The sequence below is a fragment of the Sphaerospermopsis reniformis genome, from assembly GCF_005402885.1.
Lineage (GTDB): Bacteria > Cyanobacteriota > Cyanobacteriia > Cyanobacteriales > Nostocaceae > Sphaerospermopsis > Sphaerospermopsis kisseleviana.
This window is the reverse complement of the sequence record NZ_BJCE01000013.1, coordinates 19,175-40,321: the sequence shown is the minus strand read 5'-3', so window position 1 is coordinate 40,321 and position 21,147 is coordinate 19,175. Positions and strand designations below refer to the sequence as shown.

The 21,147-nt window shown below is 40.5% G+C and carries 23 protein-coding genes and 1 tRNA gene; 4 read left to right on the top strand and 20 right to left on the bottom strand.

What is annotated here, in order from left to right; all coding sequences use genetic code 11:
• Window positions 1-11: 11 nt before the first annotated feature.
• The 11 genes from cpcG4 to FFR48_RS03440 all read right to left on the bottom strand — a co-directional run bounded on the left by cpcG4 (window position 12) and on the right by FFR48_RS03440 (window position 8,593).
• Window positions 12-773 (bottom strand): phycobilisome rod-core linker protein CpcG4, encoded by a 762-nt coding sequence (gene cpcG4 / locus FFR48_RS03485; protein ID WP_096565065.1) that lies wholly within the window; start codon window positions 771-773, stop codon window positions 12-14.
• A 147-nt stretch (window positions 774-920) separates the two neighbouring features.
• On the bottom strand, window positions 921-1,664 hold the full coding sequence (gene cpcG2, locus FFR48_RS03480) for a phycobilisome rod-core linker protein CpcG2 (RefSeq protein WP_137666390.1): 744 nt from the start codon (window positions 1,662-1,664) through the stop codon (window positions 921-923).
• Between the two features lie 90 nt (window positions 1,665-1,754).
• Window positions 1,755-2,594 carry a phycobilisome rod-core linker protein CpcG1 gene (gene cpcG1 / locus FFR48_RS03475; RefSeq protein WP_096565061.1) on the bottom strand — a complete coding sequence of 280 codons (840 nt, stop codon included), beginning with the start codon at window positions 2,592-2,594 and terminating at the stop codon, window positions 1,755-1,757.
• A gap of 187 nt (window positions 2,595-2,781) precedes the next feature.
• Window positions 2,782-3,390 carry a C-phycocyanin alpha-cysteine-84 phycocyanobilin lyase subunit CpcF gene (cpcF, locus tag FFR48_RS03470; RefSeq protein ID WP_096565059.1) on the bottom strand — a complete coding sequence of 203 codons (609 nt, stop codon included), beginning with the start codon at window positions 3,388-3,390 and terminating at the stop codon, window positions 2,782-2,784.
• A gap of 109 nt (window positions 3,391-3,499) precedes the next feature.
• Complete coding sequence (cpcE, locus tag FFR48_RS03465) at window positions 3,500-4,324, bottom strand: C-phycocyanin alpha-cysteine-84 phycocyanobilin lyase subunit CpcE (protein ID WP_137666389.1); 825 nt, start codon at window positions 4,322-4,324, stop codon at window positions 3,500-3,502.
• A gap of 10 nt (window positions 4,325-4,334) precedes the next feature.
• Window positions 4,335-4,577 (bottom strand): rod-capping linker protein CpcD, encoded by a 243-nt coding sequence (gene cpcD, locus FFR48_RS03460; protein ID WP_096565055.1) that lies wholly within the window; start codon window positions 4,575-4,577, stop codon window positions 4,335-4,337.
• Window positions 4,578-4,627: 50 nt separating this feature from the next.
• Entirely contained in the window at window positions 4,628-5,488 is an 861-nt protein-coding gene (locus tag FFR48_RS03455; protein WP_096565053.1) for a phycobilisome linker polypeptide, read from the bottom strand.
• Window positions 5,489-5,844: 356 nt separating this feature from the next.
• The gene (cpcA, locus tag FFR48_RS03450; protein ID WP_096565051.1) at window positions 5,845-6,333 is read right to left on the bottom strand and encodes a C-phycocyanin subunit alpha; all 489 of its coding nucleotides are present in this window, start codon (window positions 6,331-6,333) and stop codon (window positions 5,845-5,847) included.
• Window positions 6,334-6,436: 103 nt separating this feature from the next.
• Window positions 6,437-6,958 carry a C-phycocyanin subunit beta gene (cpcB, locus tag FFR48_RS03445; RefSeq protein ID WP_096565049.1) on the bottom strand — a complete coding sequence of 174 codons (522 nt, stop codon included), beginning with the start codon at window positions 6,956-6,958 and terminating at the stop codon, window positions 6,437-6,439.
• Between the two features lie 561 nt (window positions 6,959-7,519).
• A complete protein-coding gene (locus tag FFR48_RS29975) occupies window positions 7,520-7,648 on the bottom strand; it encodes a hypothetical protein (RefSeq protein ID WP_268932399.1) in 129 nt (42 codons plus the stop codon).
• Window positions 7,649-7,672: 24 nt separating this feature from the next.
• Window positions 7,673-8,593 carry an RluA family pseudouridine synthase gene (locus FFR48_RS03440; RefSeq protein ID WP_137666388.1) on the bottom strand — a complete coding sequence of 307 codons (921 nt, stop codon included), beginning with the start codon at window positions 8,591-8,593 and terminating at the stop codon, window positions 7,673-7,675.
• Between the two features lie 1,068 nt (window positions 8,594-9,661).
• Here FFR48_RS03440 and FFR48_RS03435 point away from each other — a divergent pair.
• Window positions 9,662-10,741 carry a response regulator gene (locus FFR48_RS03435; RefSeq protein ID WP_096565045.1) on the top strand — a complete coding sequence of 360 codons (1,080 nt, stop codon included), beginning with the start codon at window positions 9,662-9,664 and terminating at the stop codon, window positions 10,739-10,741.
• Window positions 10,742-10,800: 59 nt separating this feature from the next.
• Here FFR48_RS03435 and cobA read toward each other — a convergent pair whose 3' ends face one another.
• The gene (gene cobA / locus FFR48_RS03430; RefSeq protein ID WP_096565043.1) at window positions 10,801-11,547 is read right to left on the bottom strand and encodes a uroporphyrinogen-III C-methyltransferase; all 747 of its coding nucleotides are present in this window, start codon (window positions 11,545-11,547) and stop codon (window positions 10,801-10,803) included.
• On the bottom strand, window positions 11,540-12,271 hold the full coding sequence (locus FFR48_RS03425) for a sirohydrochlorin chelatase (protein ID WP_137666387.1): 732 nt from the start codon (window positions 12,269-12,271) through the stop codon (window positions 11,540-11,542). The genes cobA and FFR48_RS03425 overlap by 8 nt, the downstream gene beginning before the upstream one ends.
• Before the next feature lie 48 nt (window positions 12,272-12,319).
• On the opposite strand from FFR48_RS03425, the gene FFR48_RS03420 reads away from it, so the two are divergent.
• A complete protein-coding gene (locus FFR48_RS03420; protein ID WP_096565039.1) occupies window positions 12,320-12,508 on the top strand; it encodes a hypothetical protein in 189 nt (62 codons plus the stop codon).
• A 130-nt stretch (window positions 12,509-12,638) separates the two neighbouring features.
• Here the strand turns inward: FFR48_RS03420 and FFR48_RS03415 are convergent, their stop codons facing one another.
• Window positions 12,639-13,019 (bottom strand): DUF4359 domain-containing protein, encoded by a 381-nt coding sequence (locus FFR48_RS03415; RefSeq protein ID WP_137666386.1) that lies wholly within the window; start codon window positions 13,017-13,019, stop codon window positions 12,639-12,641.
• A gap of 117 nt (window positions 13,020-13,136) precedes the next feature.
• Here FFR48_RS03415 and FFR48_RS03410 point away from each other — a divergent pair.
• Window positions 13,137-13,209, top strand: a tRNA-His gene (locus tag FFR48_RS03410).
• A gap of 197 nt (window positions 13,210-13,406) precedes the next feature.
• On the opposite strand, the gene FFR48_RS03405 is transcribed toward FFR48_RS03410, so the two are convergent.
• Both FFR48_RS03405 and FFR48_RS03400 read right to left on the bottom strand, forming a co-directional pair.
• Window positions 13,407-13,592 (bottom strand): hypothetical protein, encoded by a 186-nt coding sequence (locus FFR48_RS03405; RefSeq protein ID WP_137666385.1) that lies wholly within the window; start codon window positions 13,590-13,592, stop codon window positions 13,407-13,409.
• Window positions 13,574-14,122, bottom strand: coding sequence for a peptidoglycan-binding domain-containing protein (locus FFR48_RS03400; RefSeq protein ID WP_096565035.1), 549 nt, complete (start codon window positions 14,120-14,122; stop codon window positions 13,574-13,576). The genes FFR48_RS03405 and FFR48_RS03400 overlap by 19 nt, the downstream gene beginning before the upstream one ends.
• 731 nt (window positions 14,123-14,853) lie before the next feature.
• On the opposite strand from FFR48_RS03400, the gene glgB reads away from it, so the two are divergent.
• The gene (gene glgB / locus FFR48_RS03395; protein WP_137666384.1) at window positions 14,854-17,145 is read left to right on the top strand and encodes a 1,4-alpha-glucan branching enzyme; all 2,292 of its coding nucleotides are present in this window, start codon (window positions 14,854-14,856) and stop codon (window positions 17,143-17,145) included.
• Here glgB and FFR48_RS03390 read toward each other — a convergent pair.
• The 4 genes from FFR48_RS03390 to tyrS form a co-directional block, all read right to left on the bottom strand.
• Window positions 17,105-17,803 carry a hypothetical protein gene (locus tag FFR48_RS03390; RefSeq protein ID WP_236103977.1) on the bottom strand — a complete coding sequence of 233 codons (699 nt, stop codon included), beginning with the start codon at window positions 17,801-17,803 and terminating at the stop codon, window positions 17,105-17,107. The genes glgB and FFR48_RS03390 overlap by 41 nt on opposite strands.
• 206 nt (window positions 17,804-18,009) lie before the next feature.
• Window positions 18,010-18,723, bottom strand: a complete 714-nt coding sequence (pyrF, locus tag FFR48_RS03385; protein ID WP_137666383.1) for an orotidine-5'-phosphate decarboxylase — start codon at window positions 18,721-18,723, stop codon at window positions 18,010-18,012.
• Window positions 18,724-19,174: 451 nt separating this feature from the next.
• Entirely contained in the window at window positions 19,175-19,795 is a 621-nt protein-coding gene (locus FFR48_RS03380; protein WP_137666382.1) for a Uma2 family endonuclease, read from the bottom strand.
• 134 nt (window positions 19,796-19,929) lie between these two features.
• Complete coding sequence (tyrS, locus tag FFR48_RS03375) at window positions 19,930-21,126, bottom strand: tyrosine--tRNA ligase (protein ID WP_236103976.1); 1,197 nt, start codon at window positions 21,124-21,126, stop codon at window positions 19,930-19,932.
• Between the last annotated feature and the right edge of the window lie 21 nt (window positions 21,127-21,147).

The window sequence follows — 21,147 nt, the reverse complement described above, 5'->3', positions numbered from 1 at the left end:
AATTACCGATTTTAGCGTCTACCACGATAAGGAACTTCATTCAAGTAATCAATGTCAAAAGAAGAGATTCTTTGAGCATAGTTACCCTTACCAGACAGAGAAGCGGCCATATCTGCAAACTTGCCAGGATCGCCTTCTCTGAGACGTTTTGTTTTCGCCTTTGCAGTGTAGAAGTTTTCCAACACAAAGCGCCAGTCGGTTCTGACTGTACCTGCTGTTTCTTGGAAGTCCACACCGTAACGAGGAGTAACCAAGTTATAGGGACGACCTTCCATGCGTTTACGTTGGTAAGGTACGGTGTTATCACCAAAGTTTTGGTTATATTCTTCGCTGTCTACCAAAGCATCAACAAAGCCATCAAAACCCTTAGTACCAATAACAATTGACCAAGCAATTTCTTCTTCTTTGTTGTAAGCAGAACGACCCAAAATCCGCTTGAGGGTGATATCTACTAAACGGTAGTTGTTGTTAACAGAAACAACTAAACGATAGAAAGCTTCGGATTTAGCTAAACCACGAATGAAGTCTTTAACAGACAAAGAACCATTTTTCAGTTGAGATTCTAAAGTAATTTGGCGGTTAAACTTCAAAATTTCATGTTCGCTGAAAACTTGGCGATAGGAAGCCCAAATGATGCTTTGAATGTCAGTGTAAGAACTAACATCTTCTAAACGGTAGATATAAGGAGTATCTTCGTTTTTATCAGCAACACCGAAACTGCTAACGCGGTGGTTTTGGGTAGATGGTTTGTATTGAAGTAATGGCAGTGCCATGCTGCGTCTTTCCTCTTGTTGATAAATTCGTTTCGTTTAAAAACAGAATTGGGTTTGTTTCAAAACAGAATTAGGTTTGATCACTAAAATTCCCAATTCGCACTTTAACTATTTTCTCTCATTAGGTTACATACCTAATTAAGAGATTTAACGAACTGGGAAACTAGCACTAGGACTGATAGACACAGGAACACCTGCGGGTACTGTTTCCCTAGTAGTATCGGGAATTGCAATGTTAGCTGTGCTAACTGGTGTGTAAGTAACAATCCTGATATTAACAGCAGCAGCCATTTTCATGAAGTCACTGATACTACCGGGTTTGTAGCGTTCAGCTTCTAGCTTATCCCGCCAATAGTCAGCATAGCGGGGTGTGACTAAATTAAAGGGTCTATCTTTATAACGTCGGCGTTGGTAAGGAACAATATTTTCCCCAAAGCAGCTTTGATACTCTTGAGAATCTATCAAAGCATCCACAAAACCATCCCAGCCATCGGTAGCAATTTTGATAGACCAAGCGATTTCTTCATCTTTGTTATAAGGCGCACGACCTAACAACCGCTTGAGTCCAATTTCTACTAAGCGATAATTAGAATTGGTTTTAATTACCAAATCCTGGAAAGCGTCAGATTTAGCTAAACCCCGGATGAAATCACGGACAGTAATAGCTTTATTTTTTACCTGAGATTCTAAATTACTTTGGCGGTAGAATTTGAGGATGACGTGTTCGCTAAAAAGTTGGCGATAAGCAGCCCAAATCAATTCTTCAACTTCACCACCAAAAGCATAATCTTCAATGCGGTAAACTCTGGGAGTATCTTCGTTGGGTACTTCGTAACCAGCAACCCGTTGGTTTTGTGAACTGGGTTTATATTCTAGTAAAGGTATTGCCATATTTTATGTTGTTTGTAAGTGGTAATGGGTAATTGGTAATGGGTAATGGGTAAACTTTTTACTGTCCACCAGTCACCAGTCACCTATGCCCTAATTTTTCGCGATCGCCGGGATATAGCTGTAAGGTAGAGAAACTGCTACTGGTTTAATGGTTACTTCTTCTGTGGTGACATCCCGTGAAGTGTCGGGAATTTCCAAAGTTTTCACTTGAGAAGTCACAGCAGCAATTGTTCTTTGGTAGTTGCGTTCAGGAGTAATGATGTTTCCAGCCATTGCCAAGAAGTTAGCTGGAATAGCTTTGCGGATATCTTCAGTGGTGAGAGTTCCCGAAGTGCGGATGCTGTAGAAGGAACGATAACCAAAAGAACGCATACTTTGGGTATCGCGCCAATTGGCATTGTAACGGGGGTTAACTAAGTTAAAAGGACGTGAACCAAAGCGACGACGTTGATAAGGTACGATATCATCACCAAAGTTGTTGAGGTACTCGTCAGAGTCTAACAACGCATCAATAAAGCCATGTACGCCTTTGGTAGCAATAACAATAGACCAAGCAATTTCTTCATCTTTGTTGTAAGCTGCCCGTCCCACAAACCGCTTGAGGATAATATCAACTAAGCGATAGTTAGAGTTAACCTCTGCTACTTGGCTGCGGAAAACATCTGATTTACCCAAACCCCGGATAAAATCACGAACAGTAATAGCCCGGTTTCGCAGTTGAGATTCTAAAAATTTTTGACGATAACTGCTTAAAATCAGATGTTCGCTAAAAATCTGCCGATATCCTGCCCAAATAATTGCATCAACATCTTGATCTGATGTGGCGTAGTTCAGTTTATAAACGGTTGGGGTGTCTTCGTTGGGAACTTCGTAACCTTCGACACGCTGATTTTGTGAAGAAGGAGAATATTCTAAAAGTGGTATTGACATCTTGACTTTTACCTTGTTTTATGGTGATGCTGAAATTTAAAATCCCAAACTGGTAGAAGCTAATTGGCTAGAGTGTCGATTCAGTAATGCTAGGTAATATGTTTTTACCTTGTAGGGGCGAAGCATTCGGACAGAATATGAACTGGTTTCAGCGATAGGTTATCACCCAAATGCTTCGCCCTGACGATTAATGAATCGGTGTTCTAGAAGCCAATTGAATGCGAGCGCAAACAGCTTTTTCACTATCATGAGCCAGCATTTCTTGGAATCGAGTTAAGATGATTTCTCGAACCTCCGCTATTTTTGCCAAAGACTGTAAACCAACAATGGCAGCATAACGAATTGACCAGTCTGTATCTTGACAAATTAACAGCAATGTTTCTAAAGCGCGATTGATAGCTGTTTGACGTTCAGCAATGCCTAATTGAGACCAGTTTAAATTTCCTAATCCTTTAGCAGCAGCACGGCGCACACTAGGCGCGAAGTCTGTAGCAGCAGCGGTGATTAACACATCTAAAGCACGGGGATCGGCGATCGCAGCTAAGGTGCGGATCGAATAAGCCCGTGCGCCATAGTTATAATCATCAATTTGTTCTAGCAATTGGGGTACTGCTATTTCTCCCAATTCTGTGAGTCCTGCTACTGCCACCACCGCTGCTGCTGGGTTATTGTAACCAAAAACAGCGATTAAGGTAGAAATGGCCTCTGGATCTTTAGCTGCTGCTAGGTTCTTCACTGCTGTCACCATTTGCGCTGATGTTTCCGCTTGGTTGACAGCATTAATTAGTTCATTCATGTCTCAGTGGTCAGTAGTTGGAAGGTGACAGTAAGAAGGCAAGAGGCAAGAGGCAAAAGTTTATTCTTCCCAATCACCAATCACCAATTACCAATCACCAATCACCAACTTATAAAAGTGAATCCATCAGGTGCATGACTCGGACTGCCTGATCAGAAACGCAATCTAATCCATCCGCAAGTTGATGTTCTAACAATCCTTTAAGCGCCATGAGTTTAAAACTATTTTCTGCCTGAGCTTGGGCGATCGCATCAGCAGCAGCCATATACCCAATCGCTCCCAAATCCCCCAAAATAGAGCGCCGCAATTTCAGATCACTGCTTTGCATCATTGTCACCAAAAATTCCCCATACTGAGAATCTTGGGTGAGTTGATACATAGCCCTAGCTGCGGAGCATTGCACCCTTGTGACTGGATGCTCTAAAAAAGGCTGAATTAGGGAAATAGCCTCAGTTGCACCAATAGCTCCCAAGGCTTCTAATACTGCCTGATATGGTTGGGTAAGATGGGGGCGGCCTGGTACTTGCACGGCCTTGGCAACACCCCCATCTAGCATTTTGATCAGTGCTGCTAATGCTGCTTTAGCGTTCAGCATTGCTAAAGATTGGGCTGCTGCTTCCCGCACATAAAAATCTGAGCATTCCAAACACTGAATCAAGCCCGGTATAGCTTTAGGACTGCCCAATTTTCCTAATGCTCGGGCTGCATTTCTTCGGAGTGGATAACCTCCTAGTTCTGTTTTGTCAGCTTCATCCTCTAACGCTGTCATCAGTGCGTCTACGGCTTCTGGCTGACTGACTCGAAATTTACCCAACCACCAAGCGGCATAATAGCGGAGACTTAAATCTGATGATTGCAGGTTGGCGATCGCTTGCTCTGGTGTCAACTGCGCCCCATTTTCGGCAGAATATTCTGACGTACTGGGTTCTATCATGACCAGGGCTTTATGATTCTGCTACAGTCAAAGGTTCAATTTTGACAATTCTGCCACCTAAGCGGCTGATCCGCTGCATTTCTTCAGTCATCCGGCTGTAGGGTACGGTCATAAATACGCTACCGCTACGACGAATGCTGAAATTATTTTTGTCGGTTTCTTGGTTTTGCTTTAAGCCCACAACTTCATAACGAAATACACGGCTTGCAGATGAAGAAACGCTACTAGCACCAAGTGTAGTTTGACCGAACATTACTTCTAAATCTCCTCTTGATGGGGTATACCAACAAACAGCACTCTACCTTATGTGGATATAACGCTGACAATTTTGCCACCGGATCGGTGAATTTGCTGCATTTTGTCTAAAAGGCGCTCATAAGGTACAATGAAAGTTGTGCTGCTGCGGCGCACGCTGGGGAATCCTGGATTGCGTATGCCCGCTACTTCAATTCGGTAAACGCGATCCGATTGCCCTACAGCATTACCTAAGTTTTGTTTGGGAGCGTTATCCGCAGTGGGACGGAATGCCCAATTATTATTGCTACCGGATGGACCGACAACGGAGGAAGCTTTGTTACTTGCTAATTCCCTCGCCAAACGTGATTTGCTACCTTCTACCTGAGCAGTATCACTATTGGCATATCCACGGTACAAACGGAACATCCGGGTAAAACCAGCAGATGTTTGTCCTGGTTGAAAATCAAACCCGCGATAATATGGAACAACATTGTCGCCAAAGTTGTTTTGATACTCCATCGAATCTATATAAGAGTCGATTTCTGCATCGTAACCCTCGTTAATATATAAGTCTAAGTGGTATGTCACCTCAGACTCATTCAGAGGAGCGCGACCCAACAAATGTTTATAGTTGAGTTCAATCAACCGAGTTTGGAAACTGTTATAGAAGAATTTGGATTTGTAGAGTTCTGACTTAGCTATACTCCGCACAAACTCACGCACGCTCAAATTGCCATCACGCAAAAGTGACTCTGCACTCTTCAAGCGATCTGAAGCCAGAATATAGTCGTTTCCTAAAACTTGGCGATAAACGGCTTTGATCACCATTTCCACTTCTTCGCGGCTGGCTTTGGGGCGTAGTTCAACTCGACGTGAATCACTAAAAGGCTCAGTTCCCAGCCTAGACGCTGCTGCTGTAATTGCCATTGTTTTTCCCCTTTGATTAGCAATTTTGATTAGCAATACTGCTCTTTCTAACCAATTGCTGGTTGCATCAAGTTGGTTATTTGTTAGCTATAGCCACAGATAAGGTAATCAGGACATTAATTAACTGGTGATACAAACTTTAGTGATCAGAAAACTATTATCGCTGTCACCTGTCACTTGTCACCTGTCACCTGTCACCTGTCACCTAACATACATAAAACTATGCCCGGAGCGAGATCCAACTGCTAGGTGATTCAGTCTAGTCGAGTGAAAAGAGATTCCCCACGAAAACTGATTTAACCCCAAAGGGATAAACTTCATCCAGCACTTGTACCCTTCTCCGGGCAAGAAGCTATCTAGCTGAGAGCGTTGATAGCGTAGTCAATGTAGGTGTTAGCTTCGTTAGCAGCTTGGCCGCTCAAACCGTGGTTGCCTTTGATATATTTCAAAGCTTCAACATACCAGCTAGGAGACAAATCAAATGCGCTGTTGATTTCAGCCAAACCAGCAATTAGGAACTCATCCAAAGGACCTGTGCCACCAGCAACCAAGCTGTAAGTGATGATGCGGAGGTAGTGACCAACGTCACGAGCGCACTTAGACTTACCACGAGCATCAGCAGCAAATTGAGCGCCTGGTGTAGAGGTGGTGTAGGGAAATTTGCTGTATACGGCGTTAGTAGCACCATCAATCAGCTTTTGAGCGTTAGCTGTCAAACCACGAGCAGCTTCCATGCTGGCAGCAGCACGTACAAAACGACCGTTAACAGCTTGTAATTCTGTGTTGCTCAGGAAACGTCCTTGGGTATCAGCAGATGCGATAGCTTCGGTAATTGGGGTTTTCATGGTCTAATTTCTCCTTGATTGGTTTCGTATCTTGTTGGAATAGCTAGATTTTTAGCTGTGGACTACTTGTACTTGTTTGTACTTGTTGATTAAACAACGTTGATTAAACAACAGCAGCAGCAGCACGATCAAAGTAGCTTGCCAATTCAGAAACTAAAGAACTGCAATCACCTTTGGTGATACCGTTGGGATCGTTAACGATATTGATAGCAGCTTCTTTCATTTTTTGAACACCAACAGCTACGGAAGCACCAGGAGTACCCAAAGCTTGGTAAGTTTCACGTAAGCCATTTAAGCAACGGTCATCGAGAACACTAGCGTCACCAGCCAATGCAGCGTAGGTAACATAGCGTAAGATGATTTCCATGTCGCGCAGACAAGCAGCCATGCGACGGTTGGTGTAAGCGTTACCGCCAGGAGCGATCAATTGGGGCTGTTCTTCAAATAAAGCACGAGCAGCGTTGGTAACGATATCTTTAGCGTTGCTGGTGATGCGGTTAACAACGTCCAAACGCTTGCTACCAGCAGCTACAACTGCTGTCAAAGCATCTAGTTGTTCGGTGCTTAAGAATTCGCCTCTAGCGTCAGCTTGAGTAACAACCTTGGAAAATACATCTAATGTCATGGACTCTAATCTCCTAATTACTTAGTTGAGAGTTGTGTTGATTGAAACAGGTGCTGTTTTATCAATCAGGAATGGATGCTCAAAAACAATGAGTTAATCAAAGCTAAGTTGTTGTCTACTTCTTTTCTCATTTTCTCGTCTATCTTCCTGAAGGCAGAAATATGAGAATCAGAGGTAATTTTATGAGAAACCAGCCAACGAGATTGGATTGGTTGCCTCGTTTAACTTTGCTCTGTTTTTGAACCCCTCCAGATTAGTTTATACACTGCTATAGAGACTTTATTTGTTACAATTTATGAATAAATAAGATCAGGTAATAAGAAAAGCCTCAAGTCCTTTACATATAAGGGGTGTATACCCGAAAAGTTACTAATTTTCGTTACAAAACTTCATTAAGTTTGTAGATAAGAAGAAATTTTATACATTTTATATTAATTTAATGATTCTGAAACCATATACCAATACTCAACTACAGGTATTTTGGGATCATATCTAGACCCAGTAGTTTATATTAAAGAATGTAAAATTTACATTTCTAAATATTGTTGAGAACCTGTTAAATTAACCTCCCAGGGGGGATTTCAGGGATGTGGGGACTGGGGACTGGGGACTGGGGACTAGGTACTGGGGACTAGGGACTGGGGACTGGGGACTGGGGACTGGGGACTGGGTAATATTATTCCCAATCACTAATCACCAATCACCAATCACCAATCACCTACGACGGAGGACTTCTAATAGCGTTGTAAAGGTTTGGGGCAGAGGTGCGGTTACTTCAATCCAATCTCCAGAAATGGGATGCTGTAACTTGAGTCGCCAAGCGTGTAATGCTTGACCGGGCAAATTTACCCCTATAGAACGACCAGAACCATAAACAGGGTCGCCGACTATAGGATGACCGATTTTGGCACTGTGGACGCGAATTTGATGAGTACGCCCTGTTTCTAACTGGAAATGGATCAAGGTGTAGTTCCCCAGCCTTTCTTTCACTTGCCAATGGGTTATGGCTGACCTACCCCCCTCTTCTATGGGGACTATGGCCATTTTTTTGCGGTCTTGGGGATGACGACCAATGGGTAAATCTACAGTCCCGCTTTCGGTTTTTGGCGCACCGTAAACCACCCCTAAATATTCTCGGCGTGCTGTTTTGGCTTGTAGTTGTGCTTGTAGGTGTTGATAGGCGATATCAGTTTTAGCAATAGCGATCGCTCCAGTTGTATCTTTATCTAATCTGTGAACAATACCAGGACGTTGCACACCACCAATTCCCGGTAAATTAGGACAATGTGCCAACAAAGCATTTACTAATGTACCATCTGCGTGACCAGGTGCTGGATGAACTACCAAACCTGCGGGTTTATTGAGAATGAGTAATTGCTCATCTTCATAGAGAATATCTAAAGGGATATCTTCTGCTACCAGTTCCAACGGTTGAACTGCGGGAATTTCTAAACAAATGCGATCGCCAAGTTTGAGATTTATTTTTTTAGATGTACAAACTTGATCATTGACTTGAACATGACCCTGTTCAATTAACTGTTGTACACGGGAACGAGATAAATCAGGTATTGCAGATGACAGATAACGATCCAGACGTTCAGTTTTCTCTTGGACTAAAAGATTAATAGCGGTCACAGTTGGTTAATTTTAAACAGCTAAGTATATGAAAATTCTACTGATATCAGGGAATGGTGATTGGTGATTAGTGATTGGGAATAATATTACCCATTACCCATTACCCAGCCCCCAGTCCCCAGTCCCCAGTCCCCAATACCCTAAATCATCCTGATAGTGAATTATGAAAGAGGAAAAGAATAAATTAAGCACTGTATGAGTAGAAATAGTCCGGGATATAGTATAGCTAATTTACAGTATATTTGCTTTGTAGTCATTAGCTTTACTAGCTTAAAAGGACTATTGATTTTAAGCACAAACATCTTGTTTGATCAGCAAAATCAGGTGAAACATAGTATTTTTCAAGAATGGACAATTGACAATGACCTCTCCCTGAAAGTCAGAGGATTGAAAAAGCGGATTTTTTTTGGTTTTTTCCCCTTCAAAGGGGAGGTTTTAAACCTTGAATGAAACAATTATCAATTGTCAATTGTCAATTATCAATTGATAAACTGCTATTTTCATTACTAATTTTTGTATTAACTTGAATTTTTTATATTAGGTTTAAAATAGTTTTTTATTTCCCTGTTAAATCTATAGTAACGTGAAATTAGTAGGTAATTACTGAGCATCTACACATATACCACATAATCATTCAAGGCTGGAATACAACAAATTAGAAGTAATAGAGAAGGTGTAACTTTTCTGAACTTAATGCTTCTAAATCTTTGCTATTCTCATGTCTTACACCTTTATCTTATTAGGGAAATTAAAGTCTATAACATCCAATGATGTCGTAGATTGAGCATTGCCAACCAGCCCTTATGGAAAAAGTGCAGGATGTGGATTTTGCCCATATGACTGCTGATAGGGGAATGCTTAGATAAATTCTGCTTTTTGCCCAGGTGAGGGGTGAGTGGGGTGTGGGGTGTTGGGTATTGTGTGTTTAGAGAAAAGACTTGCTATACTCACTCCCATGTAAACCGTTATCTTTATCTGGCATTAAGTCCAAAAAGACCGGTGTGAATCCTCTACAGGTGATTCACAAATTGTGATGTCAAATTTTTATTTGTATTCAAATCCATGCTAATGAAAACGCTTCCTATTAGTAGATACAGATTTTTCCAAAAACTACAACCTCTATCCCTGTTGAAGAAAATCACCAGTAAGTCGGTTACTGGTTGTTTAGAGGTATTTAGCACTTCCGGGGCTTGGTCAATATATGTACAAGAGGGGAAATTAATTTATGCTTGTTACTCAGAGAAGATGTTTGAGCCACTGTATCGCAACTTGCAGAGGTTGACCCAGAAAAATTCTACTCTTCCCAGAGGTATTAATGAGCAGTTACAAAGCATCTTTGAAAGAGGTGTGGAAAATCAGGCTATTCCCAATCCAGATTATTTAGCTATTTGCTGGTTGGTGAATGAGCAATATATTAGCTCTATGCAAGCGGCAATGCTCATTGAACAATTAGCTCTAGAATTTCTAGATTCATTTCTGCAAATCGAAGAGGGAAGTTATGAGTTTATCCATGAAACCTTTTTGGATGATTTACCCAAGTTTTGTCATTTGAATCTGCGCTTATTAGTGGAAAAGTGCCAGGCGGGGATAAAAGTTTCTCCTGAACAATTTTGGCAGTATAGTCAGCAATCTTCAGCAGGTGTCAGAGTTGCTACGGAGCAGTTTTGGCCAGACAATGAACCAAAGACACGCCCTAAAATTGAAGTACAATTGCCCCCAATTGGCAATAAACCACCAACTCCCAGCAAATATCAAAGATTTTATTCCCAACCCAAGGACAAAAAACATTACACAATTTTCTGTGTGGATGATAGTCCTTTGGTGTTAAATACTATTAAAAGTTTTTTAGATGAGCAAATATTTTCTGTATTTGGTGTTACAGATTCAGTAAAAGCTTTGATGGAAATTTTCCATACCAAACCAGATATGATTTTTCTGGATGTGACGATGCCGAATTTAGATGGCTATGAAATTTGCTCTTTATTGCGGAAACAGCCATATTTTAAAAATACACCTGTAATTATGGTGACAGAAAAAGCCAGCTTGATAGATAAAGCTAAAGCAAAACTCGTTAGAGCTTCAGCTTGCTTGACTAAGCCTTTAAATCAAAGTGATTTACTGAAAACGGTTTTTCAGCACATGATTTAAAGCAGATAATTGAAAGTAGATGATTGAAAGTAGAAAATATAAGTTTTTCTCGATCTAGATTACACTGGACGACAATTAGATAAAATACTGTGCATCTTGACTACTGCTCCAATGACTGCGATCGCTGGCGCACTAAATCCCGTCTCTTCAACTTGTTGCACAATTGTCCCTAACTCACCAATTAATTCTTCTTGTTCTGGCCGGGTTCCCCACCTCACCAAACCTATTGGAGTCTCTAGACTCAACCCAGATGAACTCAACTGTTCCACAATATAAGGTAGATTGTGGATACCCATATAAATAACTATTGTTTCTGAACCTTGGGCGATCGCTTGCCATTTTATAGTCGGTCGATACTTACCCGCCGCTTCGTGACCCGTTACAAATGTCACTGATGAACTATACAGACGGTGGGTTAAGGGAATACCAGCATAAGCCGCCGCTGCAATGCCGGCTGTGATCCCCGGCACAACTTCTACAGAAATTCCCGATTCTAGTAACTCTGCCATTTCTTCCCCACCACGCCCAAAAATAAAAGGATCGCCACCTTTTAACCGCACCACAATTTCATGATCTTGGGCTTTTTCAATGAGTAGTTGGGTAGTTTCTTCCTGTAAGAGCGAATGTCTCCCCATGCGCTTACCAGCGTTGATTTTTTCAGCTTGGGGATTGATCATTGCCAAAACCGGCGGACTTACCAAAGCATCATAAATAACTACATCCGCACATTCCAATAAACTTTTACCCTTGAGAGTCATGAGTCCAGGATCACCAGGACCAGCACCGATTAAATAAACCTTACCCAAAAACTTTTTCCCCTTCTGTTGCTAAATCCCAGATTATATCAGCTAGTTCTGCGCTGACTCCTAAAGGTGGTGCTAATTGCAACTTTACCCCAGGAAATTTTAATTTTAGCTTTTCTAAAGATTCGGCGATCGCATCAGTTATTGCCCCAGCGAATAAAAAATATGGCAAAATTGCAATCTGCTGATTACCAGCAGCTACTAATTCTTTTATCTTTGTTTCTAAACTGGGAGATACAGACCAATAAGCCGTTACTGCTCCCAAACTCCTAGCTATATCTTCTACTGGTTGTTGAGAACCAGAACGACGACTACCATGAGCTAAGAGAATTGATACTTCTGCTTTTATAGTAGCCATTGTTGAAGTCAGCAGTTTTGCTAAATTTCCATGACTTCCTACATAAGCTTTAATCTCAATCTGGATCTTTTCACCCAGTGCTGTTTGTGCAAGTTCCACTTCTGCGGGAATATCTGACATGACATGAACTCCCGGTAGCAGAAATAAAGGTATAATTTTTAGGCATTTGCAACCAAAAGCTAAAGCCTTTGGCGCGAAATCTTGAATTTGCTGGTTTAATGGTTGAGTATTTAGCTCTAGGGTAGCTATCCCTACTAAATGTTCACTATCTGGTAATTTCAGACTGAGCAGCTTTGCTAGTTGCTGCATAGCAATATTTGGACGCGGATCACGACTACCGTGAGATACTAAAAGATAAGCAGATGACATAGGCTGACGATGTGATTAACTAAAAATTTAGGTTAAGGAGTATTTATTATGAAAGAATTTATGCACTCTTTAGAAGAATTAGTGGACAAACTAACACTAGGTGCTATTTTAGAGATGTTAGAACGAATCTGCCACAAAAAAGCAGAAAATCTCAGAACTCACTGGAATGATGAAGAAAACGCCAAGTTATGGGAAAAAGCAGCTAAACAAATCGAAAATATCAATGTCGATATTTGAAAAAGTCATTAGTCATAGGGAGATGGGGAGGAAGGGGAAGTAGGGGAAGTAAGGGAGGTTAATAACCCAGTCACCAGTCAGCAATCACCAGTCAGCAATCACCAGTCAGCAATCACCAGTCACCAATCCCCTATTTCTTTTCTGCTTTATAAGTATAAAAGTTGTCAAATGCGCCTACTGTTTCAAATTTGTAACCAGGTATTAAATTATCAATTTTTAAATCAGTAGTATAAAGACTAAAAATAATATAGTTCTGTCTTTTTGTGGTGGCAGAAATAATATCTCTAATTTTCGGTTGAGCGGAATCAACCAGCTGGTTGCAATTAAATTGTATCAGATTTTGCAAAAAATTCGGTGTTTTTTGACAAAAATCTGTTTTTAAGTAAGTTTTCAAACGTTGTACTGCATACTCTTCATATTTAGGCTGTTGTGGATTTGTGGTAGCCATCGTCACTCCCAAGACTGCTATTCCTGCTGCGCCTACAGATGCAATTAAAGTCAATACTTTCATATATACCAGGTTGTGATCTAATGACTACAGTTTAAAGACTACAAAAAAATTAGTCAATTTCAGTCAAAAAAAATCTTGATCATTTTTTAAAGTCGTGCTATGCTCAGAGAGTAAATGGCGAGCGTAGCCAAGTGGTTAAGGCAGTGGATTGTGGTTCCACCACTCGCGGGTTCGAGTCCCGTCGTTCGCCCTGGTAATAAATTATTATTTTCCGTGGGTTCAAGCAACGCGAGGAAAGAAAACAAAAAGGAAAGTAAATTAATATTGGCTCTGTTTTTACTCAGTGCTGACTAATACAATAGACCTCTCCAAAATAGAATGTATTAATTTGTCATAAGTTGTAGGGGCGAAGCTTATGGGTGATAATTTAACGGAAAAATAAGACATCTAGATATCCCATAAGCTTCGACCCGCCCCCATAAATAGGTTCCATAATTTCTTTTCTGGAGATACAGCATAAGTATCGTTAATTAGTAGGGGACTGGTGACTGGGGACTGGTGACTGGGGACTGGTGACTGGGGAGAATAAGATACTACTTCTTCCCTCCTGCCTCCTAAATTGACAACTCCCACCAAGTTTTTTGACCAACAATACCATCTACTAATAAATTACGTTGACTTTGAAAAGCTTTAATAGCTGCTTCAGTAAGAGGTCCAAATATACCATCAACTCGAATACCATAGCCATTAGATACCAATAAACGCTGCATAATTCTTACAGACATACCAGAACTACCAAAACGTAAAGTTGGCATGGGTTGTCTGTTATGTGCTGGGTATCGTGCTAATAGCTGCTCTTTTGTAGGGATATCCTGAGCATCAGCTAACTCAAAAGATATTGAGGACAGGTGCTTTTGTCGAATTTGTTTTAATATATGATCCCGCTGATGTGCCAGTGCTGAAATTTGAGGTTTGTCCCTTCCGTCTACTGTCATAAATTCAGGTGGTGTGATTTGAGAAATAGAAGTTAATTGAGATAACTGACTATTTTTTGAATTATGCACGCCATTTTCCGTTGTCAATGGTCGCTGCTCCGGCAAATGGGGCAAATTTGGTTGTGTGGTGCTTAATACGCCCGTCATTAGCAGGCCAATTTCAGTCATTTTAGTTTATCTGATATTTTGTACCTATAAGGATAAACCAGGAGTAGACAAACAAATAGTGTGAAACTGTAACTCTCGTCCAACAAATTATTTTATGTAAGCTAAAGTAATAAAGGAGACAAACAATTACAGTGTAAAAACTTATTTATTGGGAAATTTGATTAATGATAGTAAACGATGATTCTATCGAAGAAAAGAGGTTTTTAGGTTAATTTACTTTTCTTTACATACTTTGGTTGTTTCCCGTCTTTCTACTTATCAATTGTCAATTGTCAATTATCAGTTGATAACAGTAATATCTAAATGCAAATTGTCAATTTTTGTGTAGTATATATTACTATGTTGTATTTACACAATTAAGCTATTGCTGAGTCATATTTATAACGTTTTATCACTTTATCACTTTACCAGTCCAGGAATTATTAGTTAATTTTAGCAAAAAAAATATTGACAAAAAGTTTATTTTACCCATAGTACAGCAACATAATTGCAACAATTGGGTGTAAAACCGGGCTGAGTCCCGCAAAGCTAACACCTTTTCAGGCAAAAATTTTTTGAAGCGGTTATCATCACCGTTACCAAAATACCTCTTCCAGTCCCCATTTCCCAATAAGATACATTCTGGTGTTAGGATAACCGTGACGACAAAAATGCAAATAAATGTAAACAATATATATTAAGTTCTTAAAAACTGAATTTAGTTAATCACCTTATTTCCAGTAGGTAGCTTCATGTCCATCAGTACCATCGCTCCTGAGCAGGTTAATCGCATTGTTGGGAATCAGCATCATGATCCGTTTGAGGTACTAGGTTCACATCTTATAGAACAGGAAGGTAAAAACGTCTGGGCTGTGCGAGCTTACCTCCCAAATGCCAGCGCAGTTTATGTAGTAGTTCCAGAAGGACGCAAAGAATATCCCATGACAACGGTGCATCATCCCCATTTTTTTGAATGCACCATAGAAACACCAGAACTTAACAACTACCAATTACGAATCAAAGAAGGAGAGCATGAGCGAGTCATTTATGATCCTTATGCCTTCCATTCTCCCCATTTAACAGATTTTGATTTGCATTTATTTGCAGAAGGAAATCATCACCGCATTTACGAAAAATTGGGAGCGCATCTTACAGAAGTTGATGGTGTCAAAGGTGTTTATTTCGCCGTTTGGGCCCCCAATGCTCGCAACGTTTCTGTTTTGGGAGACTTCAACCACTGGGATGGACGCAAACACCAAATGCGGAAAGGACACACAGGGGTTTGGGAATTATTTATTCCTGAACTGGGTGTGGGAGAACATTACAAATATGAAATCAAAAATTTTGACGGACACATTTACGAAAAATCTGATCCCTACGGTTTCCAACAAGAACCACGTCCCAAAACAGCATCTATTGTCAGTGACTTAAATGCTTACAGATGGACTGATGAAAATTGGATGGAAACCAGGAGACATACTGATCCCCTCACCCAACCAATTTCCGTTTATGAAGTGCATTTAGGGTCTTGGTTACACGCTGCTAGTGGCGAACCAGCAAAATTGCCCAACGGCGAAACAGAACCAGTAGTTATTGCTTCAGAACTCAATCCTGGGGCGCGTTTCCTTACCTATCGGGAACTAGCAGCCAAACTCATCCCCTATGTCAAAGACCTGGGATATACGCATATAGAATTGTTACCCATTGCCGAGCATCCCTTTGATGGTTCTTGGGGTTATCAAGTCACAGGTTACTTTGCTCCCACTTCCCGGTTTGGCAGTCCTGAAGATTTCATGTATTTTGTAGACCAATGTCACTTAAATGGTATTGGTGTACTGGTAGATTGGGTTCCTGGACATTTCCCTAAAGATGGTCATGGTTTAGCTTTCTTTGATGGTACTCATCTTTATGAACACGCTGATCCCCGCAAAGGTGAACATAAGGAATGGGGAACTTTAGTATTTAATTACTCCCGCAACGAAGTTAGAAATTTCTTAGTTGCTAACGCCCTGTTCTGGTTTGATAAATACCATATTGATGGCATTCGTGTTGATGCGGTTGCTTCGATGCTTTACAACGATTATTGTCGTAAAGATGGGGAATGGCTACCTAACCAGTACGGTGGTAGGGAAAATTTAGAAGCGGCTGATTTTCTGCGTCAAGTAAATCACAACATCTTTAGTTATTTTCCCGGAGTCCTTTCCATTGCCGAAGAATCTACTTCTTGGCCTATGGTGTCTTGGCCTACCTATACAGGTGGTTTAGGGTTCAACCTGAAATGGAACATGGGTTGGATGCACGATATGTTGGATTATTTCAGCATGGACCCTTGGTTTAGGCAGTTTCATCAAAACAATGTCACCTTTAGTATGTGGTACAACCACAGTGAAAACTTCATGTTGGCATTGTCACACGATGAAGTTGTACATGGTAAGAGCAATATCATCGGTAAAATGCCCGGTGATAGATGGCAGAAGTTAGCTAATGTGCGGACTTTATTTGCTTATATGTTTGCTCACCCTGGAAAGAAAACCATGTTTATGAGTATGGAGTTTGGCCAGTGGAGTGAGTGGAATGTGTGGGCGGATTTGGAATGGCAATTATTACAACATGAACCCCATCAACAGTTAAAAGCATTTTTTAAGGAGATAAATCATCTTTACCGTTCTGAACCTGCTTTATATACTCAGGATTTTGCGCGGGAAGGGTTTGATTGGATTGATTGTAGCGATAACCGTCACAGTGTAGTTTCTTTTGTCCGTCGTGCTAAAGATTCTGATGAGTTTGTAGTTGTGATTTGTAATTTTACACCTCAACCCCATTCTCACTATCGCATCGGTGTACCAGAGAAAGGATTTTATACTGAGTTGTTCAATAGCGATGCGCGTAAATATGGCGGTAGCAATATGGGCAACTTAGGAGGAAAATGGACTGATGATTGGTCTTTACATAATCGTCCTTATTCCTTAGATTTGTGTTTACCACCTTTGGGAGTTTTGATTCTCAAACTGGATCAAGAAAAGACTGCGGAAGCACTGAGTTAAGGTTTAAACTGGGATGTTGCGGGGAGTAGTTTACACTTCCTGCTTCACAATCCCGTAACCAAAGTTTAACACCTTGAGCGATCGCCCCCTGACTACTATCTCTTGGTGGTGCTATATGTGGTTTTACTGGATATTCACCAGTTTGAGTAAACATCATCACCACCTGCCAACCCAAAGTAGTTTTCGTCAAAAACAACCTGTGGAACTGTTGCAACTCCACCGCCTTTTTATCTATATACTGTCGTTCCAGAGTTGTAAAAAAAACCTGCTCAACCCCTTGGGAAGCATAATTATTAGTATTATTAGCAGTATTATTAGCAGTATCAATACCAGGGTTTAAAGGTAAAGGTTGAAACTTCGGCTTACCTGCCACCAAAATATAAGGATAGATATCAACACTGCGACTCAGACGACGGGATCTTTGAATAACACGGTTAGCATAGCTAGGTAAATCTAACATCAACTGAGTAGTTAAACCTTCTAAACCTTGCTGAGAACAAGAACTACTCATTTTGGAATCAACAGGTTTAGGAGAGAGTTTTTTGGCGAAAACAGGAGATATAAAGACAAAAGACAGAAAAAGCCACAAAGGAAAAAGAAATACTAAATCCTTAAAAACAAACCAGCCATTTTTTCTTCCTTCATCTTGAAAATTCATCAAATTCAAAAAATCACATCTTGTAAAAAATATTATCGCATAACTTGGGCGGGTAAGACTTGTACTAAGCTGATCGACGCTTGTACTGAGCAAAGTCGAAGTATGCCCACTCCACAAAAATCAGAAAACACCAGCAAAAAATCTCTTTAAAACTTCATCCTTCTGGGTTCTCTGCGCTTCTGCGTGAGATTTAACAAAGTTGTTCACTAACCCAAATTTAACTCCTCACAAATCTTATCCCAAGCCAGAACCGGATCAGCAGCAGCAGTAATAGGTCTACCGATCACCAAAAAATCAGCACCGGCTTGAAAAGCTTGAGAAGGGGTGAGCGATCGCTTTTGATCACCCTTATCAGCCCAACTCGGACGCACCCCAGGACAAACCAGCAAAAAATTCTCACCGCAAGTATTCCGCAACTGTGCCACCTCTTGGGGAGAACAAACCGCCCCATTCAAACCCGCATTTTTTGCCAAAAGTGCCATTTCTAAAGCAAATTCCGGCAATTCCAGAGGTATTTTCAAATCAAACGCCAAATCTCGCGCCGAAATGCTAGTTAACACAGTAATAGCAATTAACTTAGGCGGTTTAGTTCCCGCTTTTTCCGCTCCCACCTGCACCGCTTCCACAGCAGCCTTCAAGCAATCTTTACCACAAGTGGCGTGAATTGTCAACAAATCCACCCCATAACCAGCAGCAGCACGACAAGCACCGGCGACAGTATTGGGGATATCGTGAAACTTCAAATCTAGGAAAATCCGCTTTTGGCGAGATTTTAGCACATCCAGAATAGCCGGACCTGTGCTAGTAAACAATTCTAAACCAACCTTCCAGAACGTGACTTGGGGAAGTTTATCCACAAGAGCGATCGCACTTTCTAAATCTGATACATCTAAAGGTACAATAATTTTTTCATCATTCATAATTCTGGTTGTTACATTCAGTTATAGTAGTCCTATTAAGGGTGAAAATGTCAACATCTCATGATATCTTCCATCCGCGGAATTTATCTAACACGTAAAGACGGGTGTTCAAAACCGGATAATCATTTTTTGGCAAGGATTTGAGGATGTCTTTGACAATCTTGGGAAATGAATTTATAATCATGATCCAATCAATATTTTGATATAGCTTGCTCAAATTTTAATATATTTTGGGCTATTTTTATCACAGATTTCTTAACATTCAACACTTCTGACCTTAGAATTATCTTCCACTAATTTTATTAATGGGTTAGAATCTCTACAAAATGGGTTAGAATCTCTACAAAAAAGATATTTAATTAACAAAATTGTAGAAGATAACATATTGTTTGATTTATCTCCCATTTTTCCATTTTTAGGGAATATGTGAGAAATTTTTGTGAAGATTAATCTACATCATCCCCGCCTGAAAAATCTGATTTGCAGTTAAATTTAATTCAGAAAAAACTTGAGAAATAACCCGTTCATCATCTCTAAATTTACTGATTTGATATTCTCCATCTACCAAATTACAAACAGAAATAGTAGGTTGTTTGGGATTACCAATAAAATTACGTCCTCCTAAAGCTGCATAATCTATAATCCAATATTCAGCAATACCCATTTCTTCATAATCAGCGTACTTTAAATAATAATCATCACGCCAATTAGTGGAAACAATTTCAATGATTAAGGGAATGGAAGCACCATGACTAATAACTGATTGTTTTTTCCATAATTGTTCACTAGCTAAATTAGCACGATTTAAAACTAACAAATCGGGAAAATAACCAGAATCTTTACCTTCTGGTCTAACTATAACTTGATTAGGTATCACATACGGAAGATTTAACCCATCAATTTTAGCACTAATTTTGATAGTTAAAAATCCTTTAACTTCTTCATGATCTCCCACCGGTTGCCCCATTGTGACAATTTCTCCATGATGTAATTCATAACGTATATCGGAATTGTCAGGAAGCCAGTTAACAAATTCCTCAAAGGTGACAATTTTATTTAGGGTTTGAATCATGACTGTGAACAATTATTGATGATGAAAATATTATAACAGCAGGGTGCGTCAGATATCAAAAGTATATTTATTTACATGACTTCTAACGTCTGACGCACTCTCCGAGTCCTGTACGGGTGAACGGCTATTCTCTCTTACTTTACTAACCGCACAAAATTTTTTTTACCCACCTGTAACACTTTACCATATAAATCATCAGGCTGAGAAAAAATTAAATCCACATCATTAATCTTATCACCGTCTATCCTGACTCCACCCTCTTGAATTTTCCGTTTACCTTCGGCGGTACTTTTACACAAACCGGTAGCACCGAGAATAAAAGCTAATTTAGCCGGAAAATCAGGTATAGCAGCCAAAGAAAACTCCGGTAATGCTCCCTCCTTACCACCACTTTTCGCCGCTTCTCTAGCCTCATTAGCCGCTTGTTCACCGTGATATTGACGGACAATTTCCCAGGCTAAAAATTCTTGGCGATCGCGTGGGTTTTCTGGCAAACTCTCCAAAGGTAAATCCGTCAACAACTCAAAATACTGTGACAGTAAATTATCTGGCACACCTTGAAGCTTCTGATATTTCTGGGAAGGGTGTTCTGATAAACCGACATAATTACCTAAAGACTTAGACATTTTTTGTACACCATCAGTCCCGATCAAAATAGGTAATAATAGCCCAAACTGTGGTTTTAAGCCAAAATGACGTTGTAAATCTCGACCCACAGCAATGTTAAACTTTTGATCAGTTCCCCCCAACTCCACATCAGACTCCACAGCCACAGAATCAAAACCTTGCATTAGAGGATACAGGAACTCATGGAGGAAAATCGGATTCTCTTTCTTATAACGTTCAGCAAAACCTTCCTTGGCCAACATCTGTCCCACCGTCATCGTAGACAGCAACTCCAGAATTTTCCCCAAATCTAGACGGGAAAGCCATTCCGAGTTGTAGCGTACCTCCAACCTCCCAGGTGTGTCAAAATCTAAAATAGGACGGACTTGATCAAGATAAGTTTGGGCATTTTGCTTAACCTCTGTCTCAGTCAACTGACGACGGACATCAGACTTACCCGTAGGATCACCAATTCTTGCGGTAAAATCACCAATAATCAAAACCGCCGTATGACCAGCATCTTGAAACGCCCGCAGTTTTCTTACTGGTATACTATGACCCAAATGAATATCCGCACCCGTAGGATCAATACCCAACTTGATCCTTAAAGGACGGTCAGCATTCAGCAACCGCTTTTCCAAACTTTCAGTTTCACTATCAGCATCATGAGGTTGAGGAAAAATTTCTGCCACACCACGATGTAGCCAAGAAAAATTTTGCGCCATACTAGCCATACTATAAGATTC

What these genes read in the sequence shown, in the direction of transcription:
- FFR48_RS03380 (WP_137666382.1), bottom strand. Translation starts at nt 19,795, where the DNA reads ATGATTCAAACCCTAAATAAAATTGTCACCTTTGAGGAATTTGTTAAC.
- cpcB (WP_096565049.1), bottom strand. Translation starts at nt 6,958, where the DNA reads ATGACATTAGATGTATTTTCCAAGGTTGTTACTCAAGCTGACGCTAGA.
- cpcE (WP_137666389.1), bottom strand. Translation starts at nt 4,324, where the DNA reads ATGATAGAACCCAGTACGTCAGAATATTCTGCCGAAAATGGGGCGCAG.
- cpcF (WP_096565059.1), bottom strand. Translation starts at nt 3,390, where the DNA reads ATGAATGAACTAATTAATGCTGTCAACCAAGCGGAAACATCAGCGCAA.
- cpcG2 (WP_137666390.1), bottom strand. Translation starts at nt 1,664, where the DNA reads ATGGCAATACCTTTACTAGAATATAAACCCAGTTCACAAAACCAACGG.
- FFR48_RS03420 (WP_096565039.1), top strand. Translation starts at nt 12,320, where the DNA reads ATGAAAGAATTTATGCACTCTTTAGAAGAATTAGTGGACAAACTAACA.
- tyrS (WP_236103976.1), bottom strand. Translation starts at nt 21,126, where the DNA reads ATGGCGCAAAATTTTTCTTGGCTACATCGTGGTGTGGCAGAAATTTTT.
- cpcD (WP_096565055.1), bottom strand. Translation starts at nt 4,577, where the DNA reads ATGTTCGGTCAAACTACACTTGGTGCTAGTAGCGTTTCTTCATCTGCA.
- pyrF (WP_137666383.1), bottom strand. Translation starts at nt 18,723, where the DNA reads ATGAATGATGAAAAAATTATTGTACCTTTAGATGTATCAGATTTAGAA.
- FFR48_RS03435 (WP_096565045.1), top strand. Translation starts at nt 9,662, where the DNA reads ATGAAAACGCTTCCTATTAGTAGATACAGATTTTTCCAAAAACTACAA.
- glgB (WP_137666384.1), top strand. Translation starts at nt 14,854, where the DNA reads ATGTCCATCAGTACCATCGCTCCTGAGCAGGTTAATCGCATTGTTGGG.
- FFR48_RS03400 (WP_096565035.1), bottom strand. Translation starts at nt 14,122, where the DNA reads ATGACTGAAATTGGCCTGCTAATGACGGGCGTATTAAGCACCACACAA.
- FFR48_RS03415 (WP_137666386.1), bottom strand. Translation starts at nt 13,019, where the DNA reads ATGAAAGTATTGACTTTAATTGCATCTGTAGGCGCAGCAGGAATAGCA.
- FFR48_RS03455 (WP_096565053.1), bottom strand. Translation starts at nt 5,488, where the DNA reads ATGGCAATTACAGCAGCAGCGTCTAGGCTGGGAACTGAGCCTTTTAGT.
- cpcG4 (WP_096565065.1), bottom strand. Translation starts at nt 773, where the DNA reads ATGGCACTGCCATTACTTCAATACAAACCATCTACCCAAAACCACCGC.
- FFR48_RS03390 (WP_236103977.1), bottom strand. Translation starts at nt 17,803, where the DNA reads ATGAATTTTCAAGATGAAGGAAGAAAAAATGGCTGGTTTGTTTTTAAG.
- FFR48_RS03425 (WP_137666387.1), bottom strand. Translation starts at nt 12,271, where the DNA reads ATGTCATCTGCTTATCTTTTAGTATCTCACGGTAGTCGTGATCCGCGT.
- cpcG1 (WP_096565061.1), bottom strand. Translation starts at nt 2,594, where the DNA reads ATGTCAATACCACTTTTAGAATATTCTCCTTCTTCACAAAATCAGCGT.
- cpcA (WP_096565051.1), bottom strand. Translation starts at nt 6,333, where the DNA reads ATGAAAACCCCAATTACCGAAGCTATCGCATCTGCTGATACCCAAGGA.